General features: G+C 69.8%; 22 protein-coding genes and 1 tRNA gene. 12 read left to right on the forward strand and 11 right to left on the reverse strand.

What is annotated here, in order from left to right:
* Positions 1 to 86: 86 nt before the first annotated feature.
* The gene (locus ACWEJ6_RS13175; protein WP_452423658.1) at positions 87 to 662 is read left to right on the forward strand and encodes an RNA polymerase sigma factor; all 576 of its coding nucleotides are present in this window, start codon (positions 87 to 89) and stop codon (positions 660 to 662) included.
* Positions 659 to 1,519, forward strand: coding sequence for a hypothetical protein (locus ACWEJ6_RS13180; protein WP_452423660.1), 861 nt, complete (start codon positions 659 to 661; stop codon positions 1,517 to 1,519). The genes ACWEJ6_RS13175 and ACWEJ6_RS13180 overlap by 4 nt, the downstream gene beginning before the upstream one ends.
* Positions 1,520 to 1,530: 11 nt before the next feature.
* On the opposite strand, the gene ACWEJ6_RS13185 is transcribed toward ACWEJ6_RS13180, so the two are convergent.
* Both ACWEJ6_RS13185 and ACWEJ6_RS13190 read right to left on the reverse strand, forming a co-directional pair.
* Positions 1,531 to 2,082 carry a hypothetical protein gene (locus ACWEJ6_RS13185; RefSeq protein ID WP_452423662.1) on the reverse strand — a complete coding sequence of 184 codons (552 nt, stop codon included), beginning with the start codon at positions 2,080 to 2,082 and terminating at the stop codon, positions 1,531 to 1,533.
* 30 nt (positions 2,083 to 2,112) lie between these two features.
* Positions 2,113 to 2,676: a hypothetical protein gene (locus tag ACWEJ6_RS13190; RefSeq protein ID WP_452423664.1), complete on the reverse strand. Its 564-nt coding sequence runs from the start codon at positions 2,674 to 2,676 to the stop codon at positions 2,113 to 2,115.
* Positions 2,677 to 2,719: 43 nt separating this feature from the next.
* Here ACWEJ6_RS13190 and ACWEJ6_RS13195 point away from each other — a divergent pair, with 43 nt between their 5' ends.
* Both ACWEJ6_RS13195 and ACWEJ6_RS13200 read left to right on the forward strand, forming a co-directional pair.
* Positions 2,720 to 4,123, forward strand: a complete 1,404-nt coding sequence (locus ACWEJ6_RS13195; RefSeq protein WP_452423666.1) for a hypothetical protein — start codon at positions 2,720 to 2,722, stop codon at positions 4,121 to 4,123.
* 454 nt (positions 4,124 to 4,577) lie between these two features.
* Complete coding sequence (locus ACWEJ6_RS13200) at positions 4,578 to 5,120, forward strand: hypothetical protein (protein ID WP_452423668.1); 543 nt, start codon at positions 4,578 to 4,580, stop codon at positions 5,118 to 5,120.
* Between the two features lie 78 nt (positions 5,121 to 5,198).
* On the opposite strand, the gene ACWEJ6_RS13205 is transcribed toward ACWEJ6_RS13200, so the two are convergent.
* The 3 genes from ACWEJ6_RS13205 to ACWEJ6_RS13215 form a co-directional block, all read right to left on the reverse strand.
* Positions 5,199 to 5,819, reverse strand: coding sequence for a TMEM175 family protein (locus tag ACWEJ6_RS13205; protein ID WP_352357460.1), 621 nt, complete (start codon positions 5,817 to 5,819; stop codon positions 5,199 to 5,201).
* Between the two features lie 463 nt (positions 5,820 to 6,282).
* A tRNA-Pro gene (locus tag ACWEJ6_RS13210) sits at positions 6,283 to 6,356 on the reverse strand.
* Positions 6,357 to 6,420: 64 nt separating this feature from the next.
* Complete coding sequence (locus tag ACWEJ6_RS13215; RefSeq protein WP_352321394.1) at positions 6,421 to 7,284, reverse strand: metallophosphoesterase; 864 nt, start codon at positions 7,282 to 7,284, stop codon at positions 6,421 to 6,423.
* Positions 7,285 to 7,373: 89 nt separating this feature from the next.
* Between ACWEJ6_RS13215 and ACWEJ6_RS13220 the strand changes: the two genes are divergently transcribed.
* The gene (locus ACWEJ6_RS13220) at positions 7,374 to 7,829 is read left to right on the forward strand and encodes a GatB/YqeY domain-containing protein (protein WP_352321362.1); all 456 of its coding nucleotides are present in this window, start codon (positions 7,374 to 7,376) and stop codon (positions 7,827 to 7,829) included.
* Positions 7,830 to 8,423: 594 nt separating this feature from the next.
* Here ACWEJ6_RS13220 and ACWEJ6_RS13225 read toward each other — a convergent pair.
* Positions 8,424 to 10,775 (reverse strand): transglycosylase domain-containing protein, encoded by a 2,352-nt coding sequence (locus tag ACWEJ6_RS13225; protein WP_452423671.1) that lies wholly within the window; start codon positions 10,773 to 10,775, stop codon positions 8,424 to 8,426.
* A 244-nt stretch (positions 10,776 to 11,019) separates the two neighbouring features.
* Between ACWEJ6_RS13225 and ACWEJ6_RS13230 the strand changes: the two genes are divergently transcribed.
* Entirely contained in the window at positions 11,020 to 11,316 is a 297-nt protein-coding gene (locus ACWEJ6_RS13230; protein ID WP_090771382.1) for a WhiB family transcriptional regulator, read from the forward strand.
* Between the two features lie 53 nt (positions 11,317 to 11,369).
* Here the strand turns inward: ACWEJ6_RS13230 and ACWEJ6_RS13235 are convergent, their stop codons facing one another.
* Both ACWEJ6_RS13235 and ACWEJ6_RS13240 read right to left on the reverse strand, forming a co-directional pair.
* The gene (locus ACWEJ6_RS13235; RefSeq protein WP_452423673.1) at positions 11,370 to 12,497 is read right to left on the reverse strand and encodes an ArsA family ATPase; all 1,128 of its coding nucleotides are present in this window, start codon (positions 12,495 to 12,497) and stop codon (positions 11,370 to 11,372) included.
* Entirely contained in the window at positions 12,494 to 13,498 is a 1,005-nt protein-coding gene (locus tag ACWEJ6_RS13240; RefSeq protein ID WP_452423675.1) for an ArsA-related P-loop ATPase, read from the reverse strand. The genes ACWEJ6_RS13235 and ACWEJ6_RS13240 overlap by 4 nt, the downstream gene beginning before the upstream one ends.
* Positions 13,499 to 13,629: 131 nt before the next feature.
* On the opposite strand from ACWEJ6_RS13240, the gene ACWEJ6_RS13245 reads away from it, so the two are divergent.
* Genes ACWEJ6_RS13245 through ACWEJ6_RS13260 form a run of 4 tightly spaced genes read left to right on the forward strand, consistent with a single transcriptional unit; the run spans position 13,630 to position 15,893 of the window.
* Positions 13,630 to 13,785 (forward strand): hypothetical protein, encoded by a 156-nt coding sequence (locus tag ACWEJ6_RS13245; protein WP_452423678.1) that lies wholly within the window; start codon positions 13,630 to 13,632, stop codon positions 13,783 to 13,785.
* Entirely contained in the window at positions 13,782 to 14,240 is a 459-nt protein-coding gene (locus tag ACWEJ6_RS13250; protein ID WP_358290489.1) for a RidA family protein, read from the forward strand. The genes ACWEJ6_RS13245 and ACWEJ6_RS13250 overlap by 4 nt, the downstream gene beginning before the upstream one ends.
* A gap of 49 nt (positions 14,241 to 14,289) precedes the next feature.
* Positions 14,290 to 15,108: an NUDIX hydrolase gene (locus ACWEJ6_RS13255; RefSeq protein ID WP_358290486.1), complete on the forward strand. Its 819-nt coding sequence runs from the start codon at positions 14,290 to 14,292 to the stop codon at positions 15,106 to 15,108.
* On the forward strand, positions 15,105 to 15,893 hold the full coding sequence (locus ACWEJ6_RS13260) for an MBL fold metallo-hydrolase (protein WP_452423680.1): 789 nt from the start codon (positions 15,105 to 15,107) through the stop codon (positions 15,891 to 15,893). Before ACWEJ6_RS13255 ends, ACWEJ6_RS13260 begins: the two co-directional genes overlap by 4 nt.
* Here ACWEJ6_RS13260 and ACWEJ6_RS13265 read toward each other — a convergent pair.
* Together ACWEJ6_RS13265 and ACWEJ6_RS13270 are read right to left on the reverse strand one after the other, a co-directional pair.
* Positions 15,875 to 16,555 (reverse strand): Crp/Fnr family transcriptional regulator, encoded by a 681-nt coding sequence (locus tag ACWEJ6_RS13265; protein WP_352321378.1) that lies wholly within the window; start codon positions 16,553 to 16,555, stop codon positions 15,875 to 15,877. The two genes, ACWEJ6_RS13260 and ACWEJ6_RS13265, sit on opposite strands and share 19 nt — an antisense overlap.
* 133 nt (positions 16,556 to 16,688) lie before the next feature.
* Positions 16,689 to 17,117, reverse strand: a complete 429-nt coding sequence (locus tag ACWEJ6_RS13270; protein WP_452423682.1) for a hypothetical protein — start codon at positions 17,115 to 17,117, stop codon at positions 16,689 to 16,691.
* A gap of 76 nt (positions 17,118 to 17,193) precedes the next feature.
* Here ACWEJ6_RS13270 and nth point away from each other — a divergent pair, with 76 nt between their 5' ends.
* The gene (gene nth / locus ACWEJ6_RS13275) at positions 17,194 to 17,916 is read left to right on the forward strand and encodes an endonuclease III (protein WP_452423684.1); all 723 of its coding nucleotides are present in this window, start codon (positions 17,194 to 17,196) and stop codon (positions 17,914 to 17,916) included.
* A gap of 49 nt (positions 17,917 to 17,965) precedes the next feature.
* A complete protein-coding gene (locus ACWEJ6_RS13280) occupies positions 17,966 to 18,631 on the forward strand; it encodes an NUDIX hydrolase (protein WP_397154719.1) in 666 nt (221 codons plus the stop codon).
* Between the two features lie 15 nt (positions 18,632 to 18,646).
* Here ACWEJ6_RS13280 and ACWEJ6_RS13285 read toward each other — a convergent pair whose 3' ends face one another.
* Positions 18,647 to 19,138, reverse strand: coding sequence for a HEAT repeat domain-containing protein (locus ACWEJ6_RS13285; protein ID WP_352321385.1), 492 nt, complete (start codon positions 19,136 to 19,138; stop codon positions 18,647 to 18,649).
* Between the last annotated feature and the right edge of the window lie 83 nt (positions 19,139 to 19,221).

Here is a 19,221-nt window from a genome sequence, read left to right on the forward strand (position 1 = left end):
GCGGCCTTCTGCGTATTCGTCTGTCACGCCTGGAACCATCCGGACACCTGCCTGTTGTGACATACCCCTACGGAAGGGACGACCGCGTGGGCCCACCGGACCCCCGGCAGCGCTTCGAGGAGCTCTACACCGAGCACTACGCGACCGTCTCCGGCCATGTGCGGCGGCGCAGCGACGACCCTCACGACGTCGCCGACGTCATCGCCGAGACGTTCACGACCGCCTGGCGGCGGCTCGGCGAGGTGCCGACCGGCGACCGCGCCCGGCTCTGGCTGTACGGCGTGGCCCGGCGCACCCTGGCCAACCACCGCCGCGGCGAGTCCCGCAGGGCGGCCCTCACCACGCGCCTGCGCGCCGAGCTCGCGGAATGGACCGGCCCGGCGGCGGACCACGCGGCGGACCCGGGGGCGGACGCCGTGCCCGAGACCGCCCGCGCGGCCTTCATGCGGCTGTCCGCCGACGACCGCGAGGTGCTCTCGCTCGTCGCCTGGGAGGGGCTCGGCAATGCCGAGCTGGCGCAGGTGCTCGGCTGCTCGCGCCTCGCCGTCCGGCAGCGCCTGCACCGCGCGCGCAAGCGTCTGGCCGTCGAGCTCGCCGCCGACGACCCCGATCTCGCCCGGTACGGCCCGCGGGCCGTCCGTCTCGCCAAGGAGACCTCATGAACCCGCAGCTCGACGACATCGTCAGGCGGCTCGCGCCGCCCGCCGGGCCGGGGCTGACGCCCGGCGCCAAGGAGACGATGTACAAGATCATGGACGAGGAGCCCGCCCCGGCCCTGCCCGCGCGCAGGAGGCGGCGCGCCCTGCTCGCGCTGCCGGCCGCGCTGGGCGCCCTCGCGGCGTCGCTGGCCGTCATCGTCACCCTCGGGCCCGCCTCGGCCTCGGCCCTCGACGTCAAGGACGAGGGGGGCTACTTCGTCATCGAGGTCAAGGACGTGTTCGCCAAGCCGGAGGTGTACCAGCAGCAGCTGCGCGAGGCCGGGCTCGACGTCAAGCTGCGGCTGTTGCCCTCCACGCCGAGCAACGTCGGCTCGGTCGCCCCGAGCACGGTGGAACCGGACGGGATCAAGGTGATCGACCGGCAGGAAGGCTGCGAGACGGTGGGCGGCTGCCCGATCAGCATCAAGGTCCGCCGGGACTTCAAGGGCTCGGCCGAGCTCGTCCTCGGCCGGGAGGCGCGTCCCGGTGAGGAATACCAGATCATCACCGGCTTCGACGTGCCCGGCGAGCCCATGCACTGCGCGCCGTACTACAACAGGCCCGTCAGCGAGGTGCGCGCCCTGCTCAAGGACCGGGGGGTGGACATCCAGGCGTTCGACGTCCTCGGTCCCGCCTTCTGGACGAAGGAGGGCAAGGAGACCGAGCCGGTGACCAAGGCGTCGGTCCCGGAGACCATGCACGTCGTCGGCGGCTACCTGACGATGGCCGGTAAGGCGGCAGTCCAGGTCAGCGACTCGGACCTGCCCGCCGACCTCGTGCGCACGCTGAAGGAGAAGGCCGGATGCCCGCCTGAGACGTGATCGTCATCGCGCTACCCGGAGCCGACCTTGTCGTCGGAGGCCGGCGGGACGGCGGAGAACTCCGGCCTGCCGGCCGCGCGATAGAGCACGACGACCAGGGCGACGAGCGCGACGAACCAGCCGACGAGCAGGACGGGTGACAACTCGCTGTAGCCGTGAGCGGCCAGCAGGCCGGCCGTGCCCAGACCCGTCACCGCCCAGCGCAACACGTCCAGCAGGGGGACCTGTGAGCTGCCGCCCCCCGAGCGCATCCGGGTCATGAGCGCGTCCGCGATCAGCCAGACGGTGACCAGGCCGCCGACCGTGGCGGCGGTGCCGATCATGTACGTGATCGGCTCGTACGTAGGCGTACCGCCCGTGAAGACGGCCACCAGTGAGACGGGGATCATGCCGACCGCCCACGCTTGGGCCCTGGCGAAGGCGTCGCCCGGCCGCTGCAGACGCAGCAGCCCGTCGGCGCACAGTCCCCAGCCGACGGGGTCGAACAGCAGGTCGAGGCCGTTGAAGCGGAGGGCGCCGAAGGCGATGACCAGCCCGGTGGCGATCTTCGTGACGGGACGCACGCGCAGTGCCCTTCTCGTGTGGGGCGGCGGTCAGAACTCGCCGCTCACCGCCTTGTTGCACGCCATCGTGGCCAGGCCGCGCTGCCAGGCGACGGGAACACGGTCCGTCCTCCCTGTCTTCTCCCACGAAGCCGGCGTCACATCCGACGAACCCGACCCCAGCCAGGTCCGGTAGGTGAATCGGATCGGCTGCGGCTCGTGCGGCACCGCCCCGCAGTCGGTGATGACGATGCGCCGGCTCACCGTGCCGAATCCGTCGCCCTCAACAGTGATCTCGGCCGATTCGCCCAGCGATTCCTCGGGTGGGAGCAGGCGCAGCCCCGGTATGGACAGCGAGATATCCGTGATGGTGAATGGGGAAATCGCCTCGTTCTCAAGCTCGATCTCGGCCCTGGTGGACAGCACGCCATTGTCGTCCACCTGAGCCCCGACAAAGAAGTCGTCGATTAGCCAGTTGGTCTGCGGCGTTATCGCCCCCGACCACGACAAACCCCCCGCCACACACGTCAGCACGAGACAACAGGACACCACGAGCGGCAATCGTCGCGTACGCCGGGCAACGCCGAATTGCTGCCATATATCCGCTGAACTCACGAGACGGAACCATATATCGTGGCGCCTTGTGACGATACCCCCGGTGATTTTCTGGGTGGCGGTGCTGGTCACCGTACTGGCCGCAGCCGTGCCCCTCAGTCAGGGGCGCCTCGACCGGTTCGCCGTTCTGACGGGCCTCACCGTCACCAGCGCCAATGGCCGCCGGATCGTCGCCTATTTCGCTGGGCTGCGCCGGTGGCGGCTGGTGGCCGTGGTCCTCGCCGCCCCTGTGGCGGGGCTGACTGCGGATCCGTTCTATCTCGTTCTGGGCTGGTGCGCGGTTCCGGTTCTCGGTGTCGTACGGCCGCCGGCCGCTGACGCCCTTTATCGACGAGCTTGGCTGCTCGCCGTGTGCGGTTCCGCCGTGACAGGTTGCTACCTTCTGATATCGCGCGGATTCACCTCGACCCGGCTGGCCCATGCTGCCCTCGTGGTCGCGGTGGTGACGGTGATATCGCGCGGCGAGCGAAAGGCCCGGCCGGAAATGCCGGACCAGACGGAGTCGGCCATTCGCCGATGGTCTGTTCGCACCGGCTATTTGGCGGGAATCGCGACAGTGCTCGCCGGTGTGCTCATCGCGCCCCGGCAGGAGCCGGCGAGCGAACCGCAGCAGTACACGACGCCCCGGCAGTTTCCGGAGCAGCAGGCTTCCTTCCGGAAAATCGGCAAGGTGAAAAGGCCCACCTGCCCATGGTCCGATCAGATGGACGACCCGTGCCGCTACTGGCTGGTGGACGGCGACCCGTTCCCGCAGGCCGCGCCGTACGTCCTCATGAAGGGCGGGGCGCCGAGGGCGGCGCCGTTCGTGGTGAGCCCCGATCGGCGAACCGCCGTCTACCTGGACCGGACCTCGCGCCGCATGGTTCACGAACACGCGGGGAACCGGCGTGATCTCAGCGGCCGGCTCGCCGACGCGGACGTGCCCGAGGTGAGCATCAGCGACCGCGGCCGGTACGTCGCCCTGACCAAGAACGGCACCCGCGTCATCGACACCAAGTCGTGGAACGAGATCACGCTTCCCGGCGCGCTGCAAGTGCTTGAGGTCAACTCCGCAGGCGTGGTGACCACGACGGATTCCCGCCTGGTGGCCCACGACCATCGCGGCAAGGAACTGCTGAACATCGCCATCCGCGACGTGCTTCTGGACTCCCGCACCGCCTTCCTCAAGCCGGACCGCAGCCGGCTCGTGGTCATCAGCGATTACGGCGAACTCGTCGAGACCTACGACCTCACCACCCGCAAGCGCATCCACCGCGTGCGCCCCCGCCTCCCCGGCGGGGATGCGATCGAAGCAGGCGAGGGCTGGTCGACCAAGGGCCCCTTCCAGGTTCTCCGGGAGAACGCGGGGGCGGGGGAGCGCAGAACCTTCTTCCTCGACCTGGCAACCGGCAAGACCCGGTACGTCAAGAACGGCCTGCCGGACGGCTACCAACCCGCGAACCAGTAGAAAGAACCCGACACGGACCGTCCTGCCTGGTCCCTTCACCGCGGCACCCACCGAACTCGCCACCTCACCCGTGCAGTGAGCCCCCCGGCGCCGCGGGTGAGATCTGATCTGGCGATGTACGCGTAGGCAGGTGGTCCCACCGAGTTCTCGGGCGGCGTCCTTCGCTTTGTTTCACCATGGAGACGGCGGAAACCGCAAGGTCTATGTTGAAGGCGTGGAGCTCATAGAAGAACGTGAGTGGAATGCCGGCGCGCACGGCACCGAGAGTCCAGCGCGGCGAGGCGAATGCACGTGGGGAGCACCTTGCCCGAATCAGGCGACCCGAAGCGTCCTGGTGCGTGATGCCCGCGGAGAGAGTTGGTGGGCGGTGTGCGACCGGCACTTCGCTGACTCTCCGGTCTTTCGGTAGGCGTAACACCTCGACATGTAGGCCGGGAGTGGAAGGCAGAGCGGCATGAGCGACGCCGATGTGAAACAGATTGCCGCGTTGCTGAGGGAGCGGAACGGTGTCGATGAGAAGATCGCAGCGACTATCCAGCGTCCCATGACCGCGGGCCATCTGGGCGAGTGGATCGCAGCGCAAGTCTTCGGAATCCAGTTGGAGACGTCCGCCGTGGCCGCCGCAGTCGATGGCCAGTTCACGTCCGGTCCGTTGCGTGGCCGCACTGTCAATGTGAAGTGGTATCTCAAGCGCGAGGGCCTACTGGACGTCACCGAGCGGACAGTGCTCGACTACTACCTCGTGCTGACGGGGCCTGCATCTCCGGCGGCTTCGTCGCGAGGCGGCACTCGTCCTTGGTGTATCGAGTCGGTGTACTTGTTCGACTCCAAGCAGTTGCTGGCGGAGCTCCGTGCGCGCGGCGTCAAGATCGGAGCCGCCTCCAGCGTTCGAGCAGCGCAGTGGGCGGCAACGGAGATTTACCCGAACGCACATAGCCCGGCACTTTCAGTAACCCCCGAGCAAGCAGACCTGTTGCGACTTTTCGCACTTCGATGAGGCTGTCTGCCCGTGCGATCCTGCATGGGCAACGCTCTCGACAGGCCACCGCCGCCGTCGATGATGGCCTGCCGGGTGCTACGCAGCCTGTCGCCTGGGGCGCATGTCGAACATGTAGAAGATCAGCAGCAACACGTAGAACACGAGCGCGCCAATCGCGCTGAGCGCGCCGATGACGGTCGCGACGAGATAGAGCACCGGCCCCATGCCCCAGCGAAATCGCAACGAGCGCGCCTCGGCCGGAGTGATGTGCCCGCCGAGGTGACGATGCCCTGACGAGGCGTACCACCACACGGCGTTGTAGAAGATGCCGCCGATCACCAGCACGATTCCGTAGAAGACGGCGGCCATCTGGGTGCCGTGGTCGGCGTGCAGCGCCTCGGCCAGCACATGCGTGGGAAACGGCAGGAAGGCGACATCCATCAGGAGGAGCACGTTGAGGGCCAGCAGCAGGCCGTCAGTCCTCTGGATGAAGTGGAACATCCGATGGTGGTTCATCCAGATCATCCCCACCAGCAGGAACGTCACCATGTAGGCGAGGTAGGACGGCCACAGGCCGATCAACGCACCCCCGAGGTCCTCTTCCCAGCCTTCGGGCAGCCGGATCTCAAGCACCAGCAGGGTGATTGCGATGGCGAAAACGCCGTCGCTGAACGCCTCCAGGCGCCCGGTGCTCATCACGGAAGAGTCATCGCTCACGCCGCGTATCGTAGCGAGGGGATCAAGTCGCCCGATGACGGGCAGTTCGGTGAATTTCTACTGCTAGGCGGGACTCGGTGCCGTCTCGGCGGCACGGCGGGGCTGAACGTCGTAAGCACACCGAAGAACCTCAACCTTGACCATCCCGTGTGGCGCGGTCAAGCAAGGCGAATCGGAACCGGCTGGACACCTCGCGAACTACGTAAATCGTTCGTCTCCACCATGAGGGACCAGGGCGTCCCCATCGCCGATCTCATGGGGCACGCCGGGCACAGACGTCACAGAAGCGGTCTACCGGCACCAGCTCAAGCCGATGATCACCAAGGGCGCCCACACCGTGAACACGACCTTCGGTGACAAGCCAACGGGATGAGTCCGAATGAGATGACTCCCGTCGACTGCCGGAAATGGAAAAGGGCCCGACCCGCTTAGCGGATCAGACCCTCTACCTGGTCAAACTGTGTCGGGGTGGCGGGATTTGAACCCACGACCTCTTCGTCCCGAACGAAGCGCGCTGCCAAGCTGCGCTACACCCCGGTGCACGCCCGTCTTGCGCGTGCTTGAGAAAGTCTAGCGGACTTCGCGGGTACTCGTGACCGCCTCAGCGTCGCGGAACCAGCGTGAGCAACGTCGCCTCCGGGAAGCACGCGAAACGGGCCGGTGCGTACGGCGAGGTGCCGAGGCCGGCGGACACGTGCAGCCAGGCGTTCTCGTGCCGGCTCAGGCCCTTCACACGGGCACGGTCGATGCCGCAGTTGGTGACCAGGGCGCCGTAGAACGGGACGCAGAGCTGGCCGCCGTGGGTGTGGCCGGCGAGCAGGAGCTGGTAGCCGTCTTCGGCGAAGCGGGTCATGTTGCGGGGCTCGGGGGAGTGCATGACGCCGAGGCGGAGGTCGGCGTCGGCGGGGGCCGGGCCGGCGACCAGGTCGTAGCGGTCGCGGGAGATGTGGGAGTCGTGGATGCCCGCCACCGCGACGTCGAGGTCGCCGATCTTGACGCGGGCGGTGGTGTTGTTCATGTCCAGCCAGCCCTCGGCGGCCATGCCGGCGCCCAGTTCCTCCCACGGGAGGTTGGGGATGTGCTGACGGCGGTCGTTCTTCGAGGTACGCCAGAGGTAGCGGGCCGGGTTCTTCGGCTGGGGGGCGTAGAGGTCGTTGGACCCGTAGACGAACAGACCGGGACGGGACAGCAGCGGCTCCAGGGCGTGCAGGAGCGCGGGGACCGCTTCGGGGTGGGCGATCGAGTCGCCGGTGTTGACCACCAGGTCGGGCTCCAGGGCGCCCAGGGAGCGCACCCAGTTGATGAGCATCGTGCGCCTGGGGGTCAGGTGCAGGTCGGACAGGTGCAGCACGCGTACGGGACGCCGCCCGCGCTCCAGCACCGGCACGTCGAAGCGGCGCAGGCGGAACCAGTTGCGCTCCACGACGGAGGCGTAGCCCAGCCCGGCCAGGCCGAGACCGATCATGGACAGGGGCACTGCGACGGCTTTCCTCACGTACTCATGATGCCTGACAACGGGCACGAGCCGTCCCGGCAGACGGCAAGATGGACCGCATGAGCGCAATGAAGGACAAGCTGAAGGCCGATCTCACGGCCTCGATGAAGAGCCGGGACGAAGTCCGTCTCCGGACGATTCGCATGGCTCTGGCGGCCGTGAACGTCGAGGAGGTGGCGGGCAAGGCGGCCAGGGAGCTCAGCGATGACGAGGTCATCAAGGTGCTGACCAAGGAGGCCAAGAAGCGGCGCGAGGCCGCCGAGGCGTTCCAGAACGCCGGACGCACCGAGCAGGCCCAGGCCGAGCTGGACGAGCAGGCGGTGCTGGAGGAGTACCTGCCGGCGCAGCTCTCCGACGAGGAGCTGGCCCAGATCGTCGACGCGGCCGTGGCCGAGACCGGCGCGTCGGGGCCGCAGGCCATGGGGCAGGTCATGAAGGTGGTCAACCCCAAGGTCGCGGGCAGGGCCGAAGGCGGCCGCGTCGCCGCCGCCGTCCGCGCCCGCCTCACCGCCTGACCCCGGCCCCCTTCCCCCCACCGATCGCCACACCGCGCCGCCTTCGCACGGGACGCCTTCGCGTGGGACGCCGCCCCCGCGACCCGAGCCTCGGGACGCCGCCCTCGGGACACCAGCCTTGGGGCGGTAGCGGCCCCACAGGACGACGCAAGTGGTCCGCGGTCGCGGCGACGGCCCGACAGGGCGGTGGCGGTTCACATGGCAGCGGCGGTCCGACGGAGCGGCTCGTGGTGGCGGCAGCGGCCTAGAGGCGGTGGTGGTGCGAAGGAGCCGCGGCGATGGTCCGACGTGGCGCTAGCGGTCCTAGACGGCTGCGGCGTTCTGACGGAACGGTGGCGGCGGTCCGACGTGGCGGCCCGAGGGGGCGGCAACTGGCCTGCAGGCGGTGGTGGTCCGAGGGAGCGGCGCTGCCGGTTCGCCGGGCGGCCGCGGCGAGCGGGCCGCGGCGTCTGGGTGAGGGGCGTTGTGGGAGGTGGTCGGGGACGGCCGGCTGAGGGCCGTCCCCACGGAGCCTCTGAAGGCGTTGTGCGAGGGGCTGGGCGGCCATAGAGGGGCAATCGGTGGCCAAGGCCGTTCGGGGCCGCCCAGTGTCTCTCAGCGGCGGGTTCGGGCCGCCGGGGCTGTGGGCCCGAGGTTGGCCTGGCCGCCGAGCCCGTCGCCGAGTCCTCCGCCGAGCCCTCCGCCGCCGAACCCGTTGCCCGGCCGCTGCCAGTCGCCCGGCCCGCGCCCGTCCCCGCCGCCGTCGCCGCCGTCGCCGCCGTCGCCGCGGTCGTTGTGGTCGCCGAAGAAGTTGTCGAACGGATCGCCGTCCCTGGGCCCCTCGTCGCCGTCGCGCTTCTTCTTCTTGGGCTTCGGCGCGCACTTGTCGGAGCAGCCGCCGAACCGCGAGTGGTCCACCGGCGTGAACTCCACCGGCTCCACCCCCTTGAGCGCCTGCATCATCGCCTGCTTCCAGATGGGCCCGGAGATCGAGGCGCCGTACACGTACGGGAAGTACTGGCCCCCGATCGTGACCCCGATCAGCTTGTGGGTGGAGGCGCCGCGCGGGTCGCCGAGGCTCACGGCCGAGGACAGGTTCGGGGTGTAACCGGCGAACCAGGCGGACATGTAGTCGTCGGTCGTCCCGGTCTTGCCGGCCGCGTCACGACCGATGCCGCCCACGCCGCTCATCGTGCCCTTGGTGAACACGCCCGACAGGATGCCGCTGACCGCGTCGGCGACCTCCTCCTCCATGACCTGCGAGCACTTCGGCTTGTACTGCTTGGCGGCGCCGTTCCTGTCCTTGATCTCGGTGATGGCCAGCGGCTTGCAGTACTGGCCGCGCGAGGCGAACACGGCGTAGGAGTTGGCGATCGTCACGGGGTCGACCTCGTTGACGCCCAGCGTGAACGTCTCGACCTCGCGCAGCTTGCCGCCGTCGGCCCGCTTGACGCCGAGGCGCTTGGCGAGCTTGACGACCTTGCAGAGCCCGACCTCCTGCTCCAGCTTGAGGAAGAACGTGTTCACCGAGCCCCACGTGCCGGTCTGCAGGGTCTTGAAACCGCCGCCGCCCTCGCTGGAGTTGTGCGCGGTGTGCGAGGGGTCGCCGACGTTCTCGCCCTTGCAGTCCTTGAACGAGTTGTAGCCGCTCGCGGTGAACCCGGCCGGCGAGGGGAAGCCGTCGCCGTACTTCAGGCCCTCCTCCAGGGCGGTGGCCAGCGTGTACGCCTTGGCCGTCGAGCCCTGCTGCAACCCGCGCCCGCCGCCGTGCGCGGCGTCGGCGACGACGTTGTAGCTCATCTCGTTCTTCTTCTTGCTGCCGCCGAACTTGCGCGAGGCCGCCATCGCCTTGATCTCGCCGGTGCCGGGCACGACCATGGCCTGCGCGGCCACGGGCTTGTCCTTGGGGCTGACGTACTTCTTGATGGCCTTCTCGGCGGCCTTCTGCATCTTGGGGTCGAGCGTGGTCTTGATCGTCATGCCGCCGCGCTGGAGCAGCTTCCTGCGCTCGTCCTGGTTCTTGCCGAAGTCGTCGTTGTTGAGGATCTCGTACTGGACGTAGAGGCAGAAGTACGGGAACTTGCTGGCCTCGCAGCCGCCGGGGAACTTGACGTCCTTGTAGCCGAGCTTCTCGGCCTTGGCCGCGTCGGCCTCCGCCCGCGTGATCTTGTGGATCTCGGCCATCCGGTCGAGCACGGTGTTGCGGCGCATCAGCAGCCGTTCGCGGGACTCGGGGCCGACGTTGGGGTCGGTGCGGGCCGGGTTCTGGACGGCGCCGGCCAGCGTGGCGGCCTCCGACAGGTCGAGCTCGGAGGCGGGCTTGTCGAAGAAGCGCCTGGCCGCGGCCTGGATGCCGTGCGCGCCCGCGCCGAAGTAGGCGATGTTGAGGTACTTCTCCAGGATCTGCTGCTTGCTGTACTTGCGCTCGATCGCCATGGCGTACCGCAGCTCCTGGAGCTTGCGGGACATCGTCGGGGCGATGGCCGCCTGCTGCTCCTCCGGCGTCTCGGCCTTGTTGACCAGCACCTGCTTGACGTACTGCTGGGTGATCGAGGAGCCGCCCTGCATGACGCCGCCGCCGGTGAGGTTCTTCACCAGGGCGCGGGCGGTGCCCTCGACGTCGATCGGGCCGTGCTCGAAGAAGCGGAAGTCCTCGATCGCGATCAGCGCGGTCTGCATGATGGGCGCGACCTTGTCGAGGGTCACGGACTGCCGGTTCTCGTAGTAGAACTGGGCGATCTGCTTGCCGTTGGCGTCGACCAGCTTCGTGCGTTCCGGCAGCGGGGGTTCGTCGAGTTCCCTGGGCTTGAGTTCGAGTCCGTCCATGGCGGTCTTGGCCGACACGCCCGCCCCGCCGACCGCCGGCAGCGCCACCGCCGCCGCCAGCACACCCGCCGCCGTCCCGGCGATGATCAGACGCAGGACGCTGAGGAGCGGGTGGGAGCGGTCTTTGCCCTTCGCTTGCACGCTCCCAAGGGTACGTCGAAACACTGTCCTTATCGGTAACACGACACCATTTCGCCTTGACTGGGAGGGGTGACTAGTCATTCCCGGTCAACAGTCCGGCGAGAAATTGGTCCTCTGGGGTCTGTCGGCCCGAACGTGAAGTTGCGTACGTTCATCCTCTGCGGCAACTGAATACGGAGGCTCGGCGCCCGCGCCCGTCGGCCCCAAATGACGACTGACCACCTAAGGGGAGTGGGGTCGAAAAATGTGGATCACGGATTGGACCTCCCGTGCCGCCTGTAAGGGTGCGGACCCGGACGCGCTGTTCGTCCAGGGCGCCGCACAGAACAGGGCGAAGCTGATCTGTCGAGGATGCCCGGTCCGTACCGAATGCCTCGCCGATGCGCTGGACAACCGCATCGAGTTCGGGGTGTGGGGCGGTATGACCGAACGCGAACGCCGTGCGCTGCTCAGGCGCCGGCCCGACGTGGACTCGTGGCGCGACCTGCTCGAGTCCGCGAAGGAAGAGTACGAACGGACCAATGAGCTGATCGCGGGCTGATCTGGCCCGCGGCGGGAGAGCACGGCCGGCGCCGCCCGTCGGCCGTGCTTTCTCTACGCGCTCGCCAACAGGTTCCCGATCTGCCGCAGTCCGGCTAGATCGTGGACATCTCCGGACATCGCACGTACCTGTGCCACGGGCACCGTGGGATGAGCCGAGACGAAATGCTCCTGCTCGCGGCTCTCGCGAGTGGCGAGTTGCATCCGGCCGGTGTGCAGCCGCAGCACAGCGGCCGTCAACTCGTGTTCGCCCCTCGACTCCAGGTCCTCGGCCGCGGCGGCGCTGCGTGCCGCCGAGAGCGCCGAGCCGGGCGACACGTGCACCCGGTTCACCACGAGTCCGGCGAGCGGCATGCGCTCCTCGGCGAGCCGTTCCACGAAGTACGACGCCTCCCTCATCGCGTCGCGCTCCGGCGCGGCCACCACGAGGAAGGCCGTGCCCGGCGCCTGCAACAGCTGGTACGTCATCTCGGCCCGCTGCCTGAACCCGCCGAACACGGCGTCCAGGGCGGACACGAACGTCTGCAGGTCCTTGATCACCTGTGCGCCGAGCAGCTTGGTCATCGCTCCGGCCATCAACCCGAACCCGGCGTTGAGCAGCCGGAACGCGCTGCGCCCGCCTGCCTTGGCGGGGGCGGTGAGCAGCCGGATGAACCGCCCGTCGAGGAAGCGGCCGAGCCGCTCCGGCGCGTCCAGGAAGTCCAGCGCCGACCGCGAGGGCGGCGTGTCCACGATGATCAGGTCCCACTCGTCGGAGCGGCGGAGCTGGCCGAGCTTCTCCATCGCCATGTACTCCTGCGTGCCCGAGAAGCTGGAGGACAGCGACTGGTAGAAGGGGTTCGACAGGATCTGGCGGGCCCGCTCGGGGTCGGCGTGCGCCTCGATGATCTCGTCGAACGTGCGCTTCATGTCGAGCATCATGGCGAAGAGCTGGCCGCCGCCGTCGGGCGAGCTGACCAGGCGCGGGGTGTTGTCCAGCTCGGTCAGGCCCATCGACTGGGCCAGGCGGCGCGCCGGGTCGACGGTCAGCACCACCGCGCACCGGCCGCGTTCGGCGGCGCGCAGGCCGAGGGCCGCGGCGGTCGTGGTCTTGCCGACGCCGCCGGAGCCGCAGCAGACGATGATCCGGGTGCCCTTGTCGTCGAGGATCGCGTCGACGTCGAGGGGGATGGGCTTCTTCACACTGCTCCCCGGTGGGTGCGGAGGACTTCGGCCAGCTCGTACAGGCCGGCCAGGTCGACGCCGTCGGCCAGCAGCGGCAGCTCGACGCGCGGCAGGCCGGCCTCGGCCAGCGACTCGCGCTCGGCGTGTTCCAGCTCGGTGCGGTGGGCGTGCTCGACGACCTCCTCGGCGAGCGCCTCGGCCATCGCGGCGGCGTCGGAGGTGTCGGCGAGACCGGCCGCCTTCAGGCCGAGCGCCAGCTCGCCCACGTCGAATCGGCCCTTGACAGCCATGTCAAGAGCGGCCGGTGGAAGCAGTGATTCACGGACCATGTTGATGAAAACGCAACCTGCGGGAAGCCCGGCCGAGCGCAATTCGGCGACCCCGTCGAGGGTCTCCTGCACCGGCATCTCCTCCAGGAGAGTGACGAAGTGCACCATCGTCTCCCTGGACTTCACGACGCCGTTCACGAGTTCCGAGTGGTTCTTGATCGGTCCGACCTTGGCCAGGCCGGCGACCTCCTGGGTGACGTTCAGGAAGCGGGTGATGCGGCCGGTGGGCGGCGCGTCGAGGACGACGGCGTCATAGACCCGGCGCCCGTTCTTGCCCCGCCTGCGCACGGCCTCGGTCGTCTTGCCGGTGACCAGGACGTCGCGGAACCCGGGGGCCACGGTGGTGGCGAAGTCGACGATGCCCATCTTGGTCAGCGCGCGTCCGGCCCTGCGCATGCCGTAGAACATCTCCATGTATTCGAGCATGGCCTCTTCGGGATCGATGGCCAGCGCGTACACGTCGCCGCCGGAGGGCGCGACGGCGATCTTGCGCTCCTCGTAGGGCAGCGGCGGCAGGTCGAAGATCTGGGCGATGCCCTGCCTGCCCTCCACCTCGACGAGCAGCACCTTGCGCCCGCCCGCGGCCAGTGCGAGGGCGAGGGCGGCGGCGACGGTCGTCTTGCCGGTGCCGCCCTTGCCGGTGACGACGTGCAGCCGCACGTCGCCCCAATCCGTGTCCGGAGAGTCCACGTTTCGAGGCTACCGAACGGTTACTTGTCGAAACTCGACGGCCACCGTTTGATTGCTCACATTGTGGTCACCGCCCCCCGTATGGGTGGGGTGACAGGCCGGGAAGCGGCTTTCCATGAGATCGTCATGCCATGAAGAAATGGGAGTACCTCACCGCTCCGGTGCTGATCCACAACACGAAGATGATCCTCGACAACTTCGGGTCCGACGGCTGGGAGCTCGTCCAGGTCGTCCAGGGCGCCTCGCCCGAGCAGCTCGTCGCCTACTTCAAGCGGGAGAAGGCGTGAGCCCCGAGGAGCGGATCGCCGAGCTCGGGTACGAGCTGCCCCAGCCGGTGACCCCGCTGGCCGCGTACGTGCCGACCGTCCGTACCGGTGACCTCGTCTACACCTCCGGCCAGGTGCCCATGCTGGAGGGCAAGCTGCACCAGACCGGCAAGCTCGGCGTCGATCTCGGCGTCGACGAGGGCAAGGCGCAGGCGCGCATCTGCGTGCTCAACGCGCTGGCCGCGCTGAAGGCCGAGCTGGGCGAGCTGTCCCGGGTGCGGCGGATCGTCAAGGTCGTGGTCTTCGTGGCCAGCGCGCCGAGCTTCACCGAGCAGCCCCAGGTGGCCAACGGCGCCAGCGACTTCCTGGCCGAGGTGTTCGGCGAGGCGGGCAAGCACGCCCGCAGCGCCGTGGGCGTGGCCGCGCTGCCGCTGGACGCCCCCGTGGAAGTGGAGCTGATCGCGGAGGTCTCCTGACCATCAGGATGTGTCACCATGACCGAGTGATGTTCTAGTAGGAGGTCAGGTGGCCGGTCTTCCCCTTCCCGACGAGCTCGCCGCGCGAGCCAGAGAGATCATCGCCGGGCGGCTCGCCCCCGTCCCGGCGCGCGACGCCGCCACGGTGGTGATCCTGCGCGGCTCGGGCCCGCGCGGCGGGCCCGAGGTCTACCTGCTCCGGCGGAAGTCCACGATGGCCTTCGCGGCGGGCGCCTACGTCTTCCCCGGCGGCTCCGTCGATCCGCGCGACACCGACCAGGCGGTGGCCTGGGCCGGGCCGTCCCCCAAGGAGTGGGGCGAGGTCTTCCACGCCAGTGAGAACGTCGCGCGCGGGTTGGTGTGCGCGGCCGTGCGGGAGACGTTCGAGGAGTCCGGCGTGCTGCTGGCGGGGCCGGGGCCGGACAGCGTGGTCGAGGACACCACGGGCGACGACTGGGAGGCCGACCGGCTGGCGCTGATCGACCGCAGTCTGGCCTTCGCCGACTTCCTGGCCAAGCGGGGCCTGGTGCTGCGCTCCGACCTGCTCAAGCCGTGGGCCCACTGGATCACGCCGGAGATCGAGCAGCGCAGGTTCGACACCCGGTTCTTCGTGGCGGTGCTGCCCGAGGGCCAGCGCACGCGCGACGTGGGGGGCGAGGCCGACCACGTGGTGTGGCGGCGGCCGGCCGAGGCGATCGAGCTGTGGCGCGCGGGTGAGATCTTCCTGATGCCGCCCACCTCCCACACGCTCACCGAGCTGGCCGGGCACGACAGCGTGGCGTCCGTGCTGGCCGAGGAGCGGCGGATCACCGCGATCCTGCCGGCGGCCGTGGAGGTCGAGGGGGAGATGAGGTTGATGACGCCGTGAGCGGCCTGCACATCCCGCTCGGCACGCCCGACGGCTCCCGTACCGAGCACGCCGAGAACCTGCTGGCGCCCAACCCGTCCGCCATGACGCTCGACGGCACCAACACCTGGGTCATCGGCACCCGCGACGCGGTCGTGGTCGATCCCGGGCCCGACGACGAGGCGCACCTGCTGCGCGTACGCGACCATCTGGGCGAACGGCGGGTCACCCAGATCCTGCTCACGCACGGCCACGCCGACCACAGCGGCGGCGCGAAACGGTTCGCCGAGCTGGCCGACGCCCCCGTACGCGCCCTCGACCCGCGCCACCGGCTCGGCGACGAAGGGCTCGGCGACGGCGACGTGATCACGGTCGACGGCCTGGAGCTGCACGTCCACGCCACGCCCGGCCACTCGTTCGACTCGCTGTGCTTCTGGCTGCCCCAGGACCGGGCCATGCTGACCGGCGACACCGTCCTCGGCCGGGGCACCACGATCATCGCCCAGGACGGCGGCCTCGGCGACTACCTGCGCAGCCTCGACCGGCTGCGGGCGGCGGCCGAGGGCCTGGGGGCGCGGGCGCTGCTGCCCGGCCACGGCCCGGTGCTGCCCGACCCGATCGCGGCCCTCGACGGCTACATCGCCCACCGGCGGCAGCGGCTCGACCAGATCAGGGCGGCGCAGGCGCAGGGCGCGCGCACGCCGCGGGAGGTCGTCGAGATCGTGTACGCCGACGTCGACAGGTCGCTCTGGCCCGCCGCGGAGGTCTCCGTGCGGGCCCAGCTCGACTACCTGGAACGGTTGTAGAGCCGGTCCATGTCGAGGATGACCACGGCCTTGGCCTCGATGCGCAGCCAGCCGCGCTGGGCGAAGTCGGCCAGGGCCTTGTTCACCGTCTCGCGCGAGGCCCCGACGAGCTGGGCCAGCTCCTCCTGCGTGAGGTCGTGGTGCACGCGCATGCCGTCGTCGGTCTTGGCGCCGAACCGCTCGGCCAGGTCGAGGAGCTGCTTGGCGACCCGGCCGGGCACGTCGGTGAAGACCAGGTCGGCCAGCACGTCGTTGGTGCGGCGCAGCCGCTGGGCCAGCGCGCGCAGCAGGTGCAGCGCCACCTCGGGGCGGCCGGTCAGCCACGGGCGCAGGTCGTCGTGGCCCAGCCCGGCCAGGCGCACGTCGGTCAGCGCCGTCGCCGTGGCGGTGCGCGGACGCGGGTCGAACAGCGACAGCTCGCCGAACATCTCGCTCGGGCCGAGCACGCTCAGCAGGTTCTCGCGGCCGTCGGGCGAGGTGCGGGAAAGCTTGATCTTGCCTTCGAGCACGACGTAGAGCCGGTCGCCGGTCTCGTTCTCGTGGAAGAGGGTCTGTCCCTTGGACAGCTGGACCTCGGTGATGCTCGTCCGCAGCGCCGCGGCGCTCTCGCGGTCGAGCGCGGCGAACAGGGGGGCCTTGCCCAGCACATCTTCGGTGTTCACTCTGCCTCCTCTGCTGCCATTGTGACTCACCCCACTCCGGGCGGCACACACAGGCTATGGGAATGCCCGGGTTAGCCCGGGATTGCCCTGTTGTGTTGCGCACTGAAGTGTATGAACAAATCGGGTGACCTGCTTACTTCCGCAGGAGGTCGTCCACGGAGGCGACCGCCGTCGCCATCGTGTGGCCCAGCAGGACGCGTACGACATGGGCCGCCGAAGGGCGGCCGGCCGGCTCCGGACGGCGGCACCGCTCGACGATCCCGCGCAGCGGCTGCGGCAGCGCGCCGGACCCGCTCGCGAACCTCACCAGCTCGGCCCAGTCCCGCACGTCGGCGGCCTGGCCGCCGCGGCCCGGCGAGCCCTGCACACCCACCAGCACCTGGCCGCGCGTGCCGAGCGCGACGTTGTCCGGAGTGAGCCGCAGGCCGGTCACGCCATGGGCGTGCATCCTGGCCATGGCCGCCGCGCTGCCCAGCGCCAGCCGGTGCAGCGCCGCGCCGCGCAACGGTCCGCCCGCGCTGACGAACTCGGTCAGTGACTCGCCCTTGTGCCGATCGCCCATGGTCGCCGCCCTCCAAGCCGCCAGGTTGTACGCGAACGCGGCGTAGAAGGTTCAACCGTTCCCATAGTCTTGCGGCATGGCCACGAACGCGGCGGGGCGCAAGCCGGAGACCCAGCTCGCCCTGGTACGGCGGGCACGCAAGATGAACCGCATCCTCGCCGAGACCTACCCCGACGCCCACTGTGAGCTCGACTTCCGCAACCCGCTGGAGCTCCTGGTCGCCACCATCCTGTCGGCCCAGTGCACCGACAAGCGGGTGAACATGGTGACCCCCACCCTGTTCGCCAAATACCCCACCGTCGAGGACTACGCCGCCGCCGACCGCGCCGAGATGGAAGACATCATCCGCTCGACCGGCTTCTTCCGCGCGAAGACCAACAGCATCATCGGCATGGCCCAGGCCGTGTGCGAGCGTTACCGCGGCGAGGTGCCCGGTCGGCTCAGAGACCTGGTCACCCTGCCCGGCGTGGGCCGCAAGACCGCGAACGTGGTGCTCGGCAACGCGTTCGGCGTGCCGGGGCTGACCGTCGACACGCACTTCCAGCGGCTCGTGCGCCGCTTCGGCTGGACCGAGGAGACCGACCCCGTCAAGATCGAGCACATCGTGGCCGAGCTGCTGCCCCGCCGCGAGTGGACGATCTTCTCCCACCGGGTGATCTGGCACGGCCGCCGCATCTGCCACGCCCGCCGCCCGGCCTGCGGCGTGTGCCCGCTGGCGAACCTGTGCCCCTCCTTCGGCACCGGGCCCACCGGCGAGGCGGAGGCCGAGAAGCTGGTCAGGCCCGGTCCCTTCTCCTGATCCCCGAGCCGCGGGAAGTGATCGAGGCCGTGCCGTGTTGGAGGTTGGCGTGACAGAAGTGCCCGACTGGCTCGAACGGCTGGCGGCGCAGGCCGCGCGCATCACGGTCCCCCGATACCTGCGTCCCCCGGCCGACGGCGGGCGCCTGGCCGCGGTGCTGATGTTGTTCGGCGAGGGCCCGCTCGGCCCCGACGTGCTGCTCATCCAGCGCAGCTCGCGCGGGCGCAGGCACGCGGGCCAGCCCGCCTTCCCCGGCGGCGGCGTCGATCCCGGCGACGGCGGCCCGGTCGGCGCGGCCCTGCGCGAGGCGGAGGAGGAGACCGGCGTCGATCCGCGCGGCGTCCGCGTGCTCGGCACGATGCCCGAGCTCTACCTCGACCACAGCGACAACCGGGTCACCCCGGTGTTCGGCTGGTGGCACACGCCGTCCGCCGTGCACGCGGCCTCGCCCGACGAGGTGGAGTCCGTGGAGCGGGTGCCGATCGCCGAGCTGGTCGATCCGGGCAACCGGGTCATGTTGCGGCATCCCAGCGGGCTCGCCGGCCCGGCCTTCCACGTGCGGGGCATGCTGGTGTGGGGGTTCACCGCGATGGTGCTCGACGTCGTGCTGCGCGAGGGCGGCCTCGAACGTCCCTGGGACCAGGCGCGGCTGGAGGACCTGCCGGCCGAGGTCGTCCGGCTGGGCCTGCGCGAGCGGACCACTCCGGCGCCCTGACGCAGGACGCCGGGGTCACTCCGGGGCTCTGAGCGAGACGCCCAGGGAGGCCCAGTCGGCCACGTCGGCGTCGTCGTCGGCGGCCAGGGTGCGCAGCATCTCCAGGCCGGCCCGGTCGGGCGGATCGCCGAGCACGTGCTGCAGCGCGTACGCCGCCCCGTACCGCACCCTCGCGTCGCCGTGACAGGCCAGGTCGATCACCGAAGGCAGCGAGCGGGGGTCGGCCAGGTGGCCGAAGGCGATCAGCACCGAGTACAGGACCATGGCGTCGTCCTCGCTGGCGGCCAGGTAGCGCAGCACCGGCAGCGTACGGTCCACGAACGGCCGCAGCATGCCCATGATGTCCACCCCGAGCAGGCGCTCGGCCACGTTGTCCGCAGCGCACAGGCGGCGTGCCTCGATGAACGACTCCAGGTCGGCCCGCTGGCGCAGCTGGCAGATCACGTGCCAGCGCAGCGGGCCGTCCGGATCGGTGTCGCTGAGAGCTGCCTGGATGAGATCGCGCACTGTTCCCTCGGCCGGCGGCATACCGCTCAAGATAGCCAGGCGGGTGACGCCGTCCTGGCGGAAGACGTGCACACTTGACCGTA

Source organism: Nonomuraea sp. NPDC004702 (assembly GCF_053601695.1).

What these genes read in the sequence shown, in the direction of transcription:
- ACWEJ6_RS13230 (WP_090771382.1), top strand. Translation starts at nt 11,020, where the DNA reads ATGTGGATCACGGATTGGACCTCCCGTGCCGCCTGTAAGGGTGCGGAC.
- ACWEJ6_RS13200 (WP_452423668.1), top strand. Translation starts at nt 4,578, where the DNA reads ATGAGCGACGCCGATGTGAAACAGATTGCCGCGTTGCTGAGGGAGCGG.
- ACWEJ6_RS13245 (WP_452423678.1), top strand. Translation starts at nt 13,630, where the DNA reads ATGAAGAAATGGGAGTACCTCACCGCTCCGGTGCTGATCCACAACACG.
- ACWEJ6_RS13180 (WP_452423660.1), top strand. Translation starts at nt 659, where the DNA reads ATGAACCCGCAGCTCGACGACATCGTCAGGCGGCTCGCGCCGCCCGCC.
- ACWEJ6_RS13215 (WP_352321394.1), bottom strand. Translation starts at nt 7,284, where the DNA reads ATGATCGGTCTCGGCCTGGCCGGGCTGGGCTACGCCTCCGTCGTGGAG.
- ACWEJ6_RS13270 (WP_452423682.1), bottom strand. Translation starts at nt 17,117, where the DNA reads ATGGGCGATCGGCACAAGGGCGAGTCACTGACCGAGTTCGTCAGCGCG.
- nth (WP_452423684.1), top strand. Translation starts at nt 17,194, where the DNA reads ATGGCCACGAACGCGGCGGGGCGCAAGCCGGAGACCCAGCTCGCCCTG.
- ACWEJ6_RS13220 (WP_352321362.1), top strand. Translation starts at nt 7,374, where the DNA reads ATGAGCGCAATGAAGGACAAGCTGAAGGCCGATCTCACGGCCTCGATG.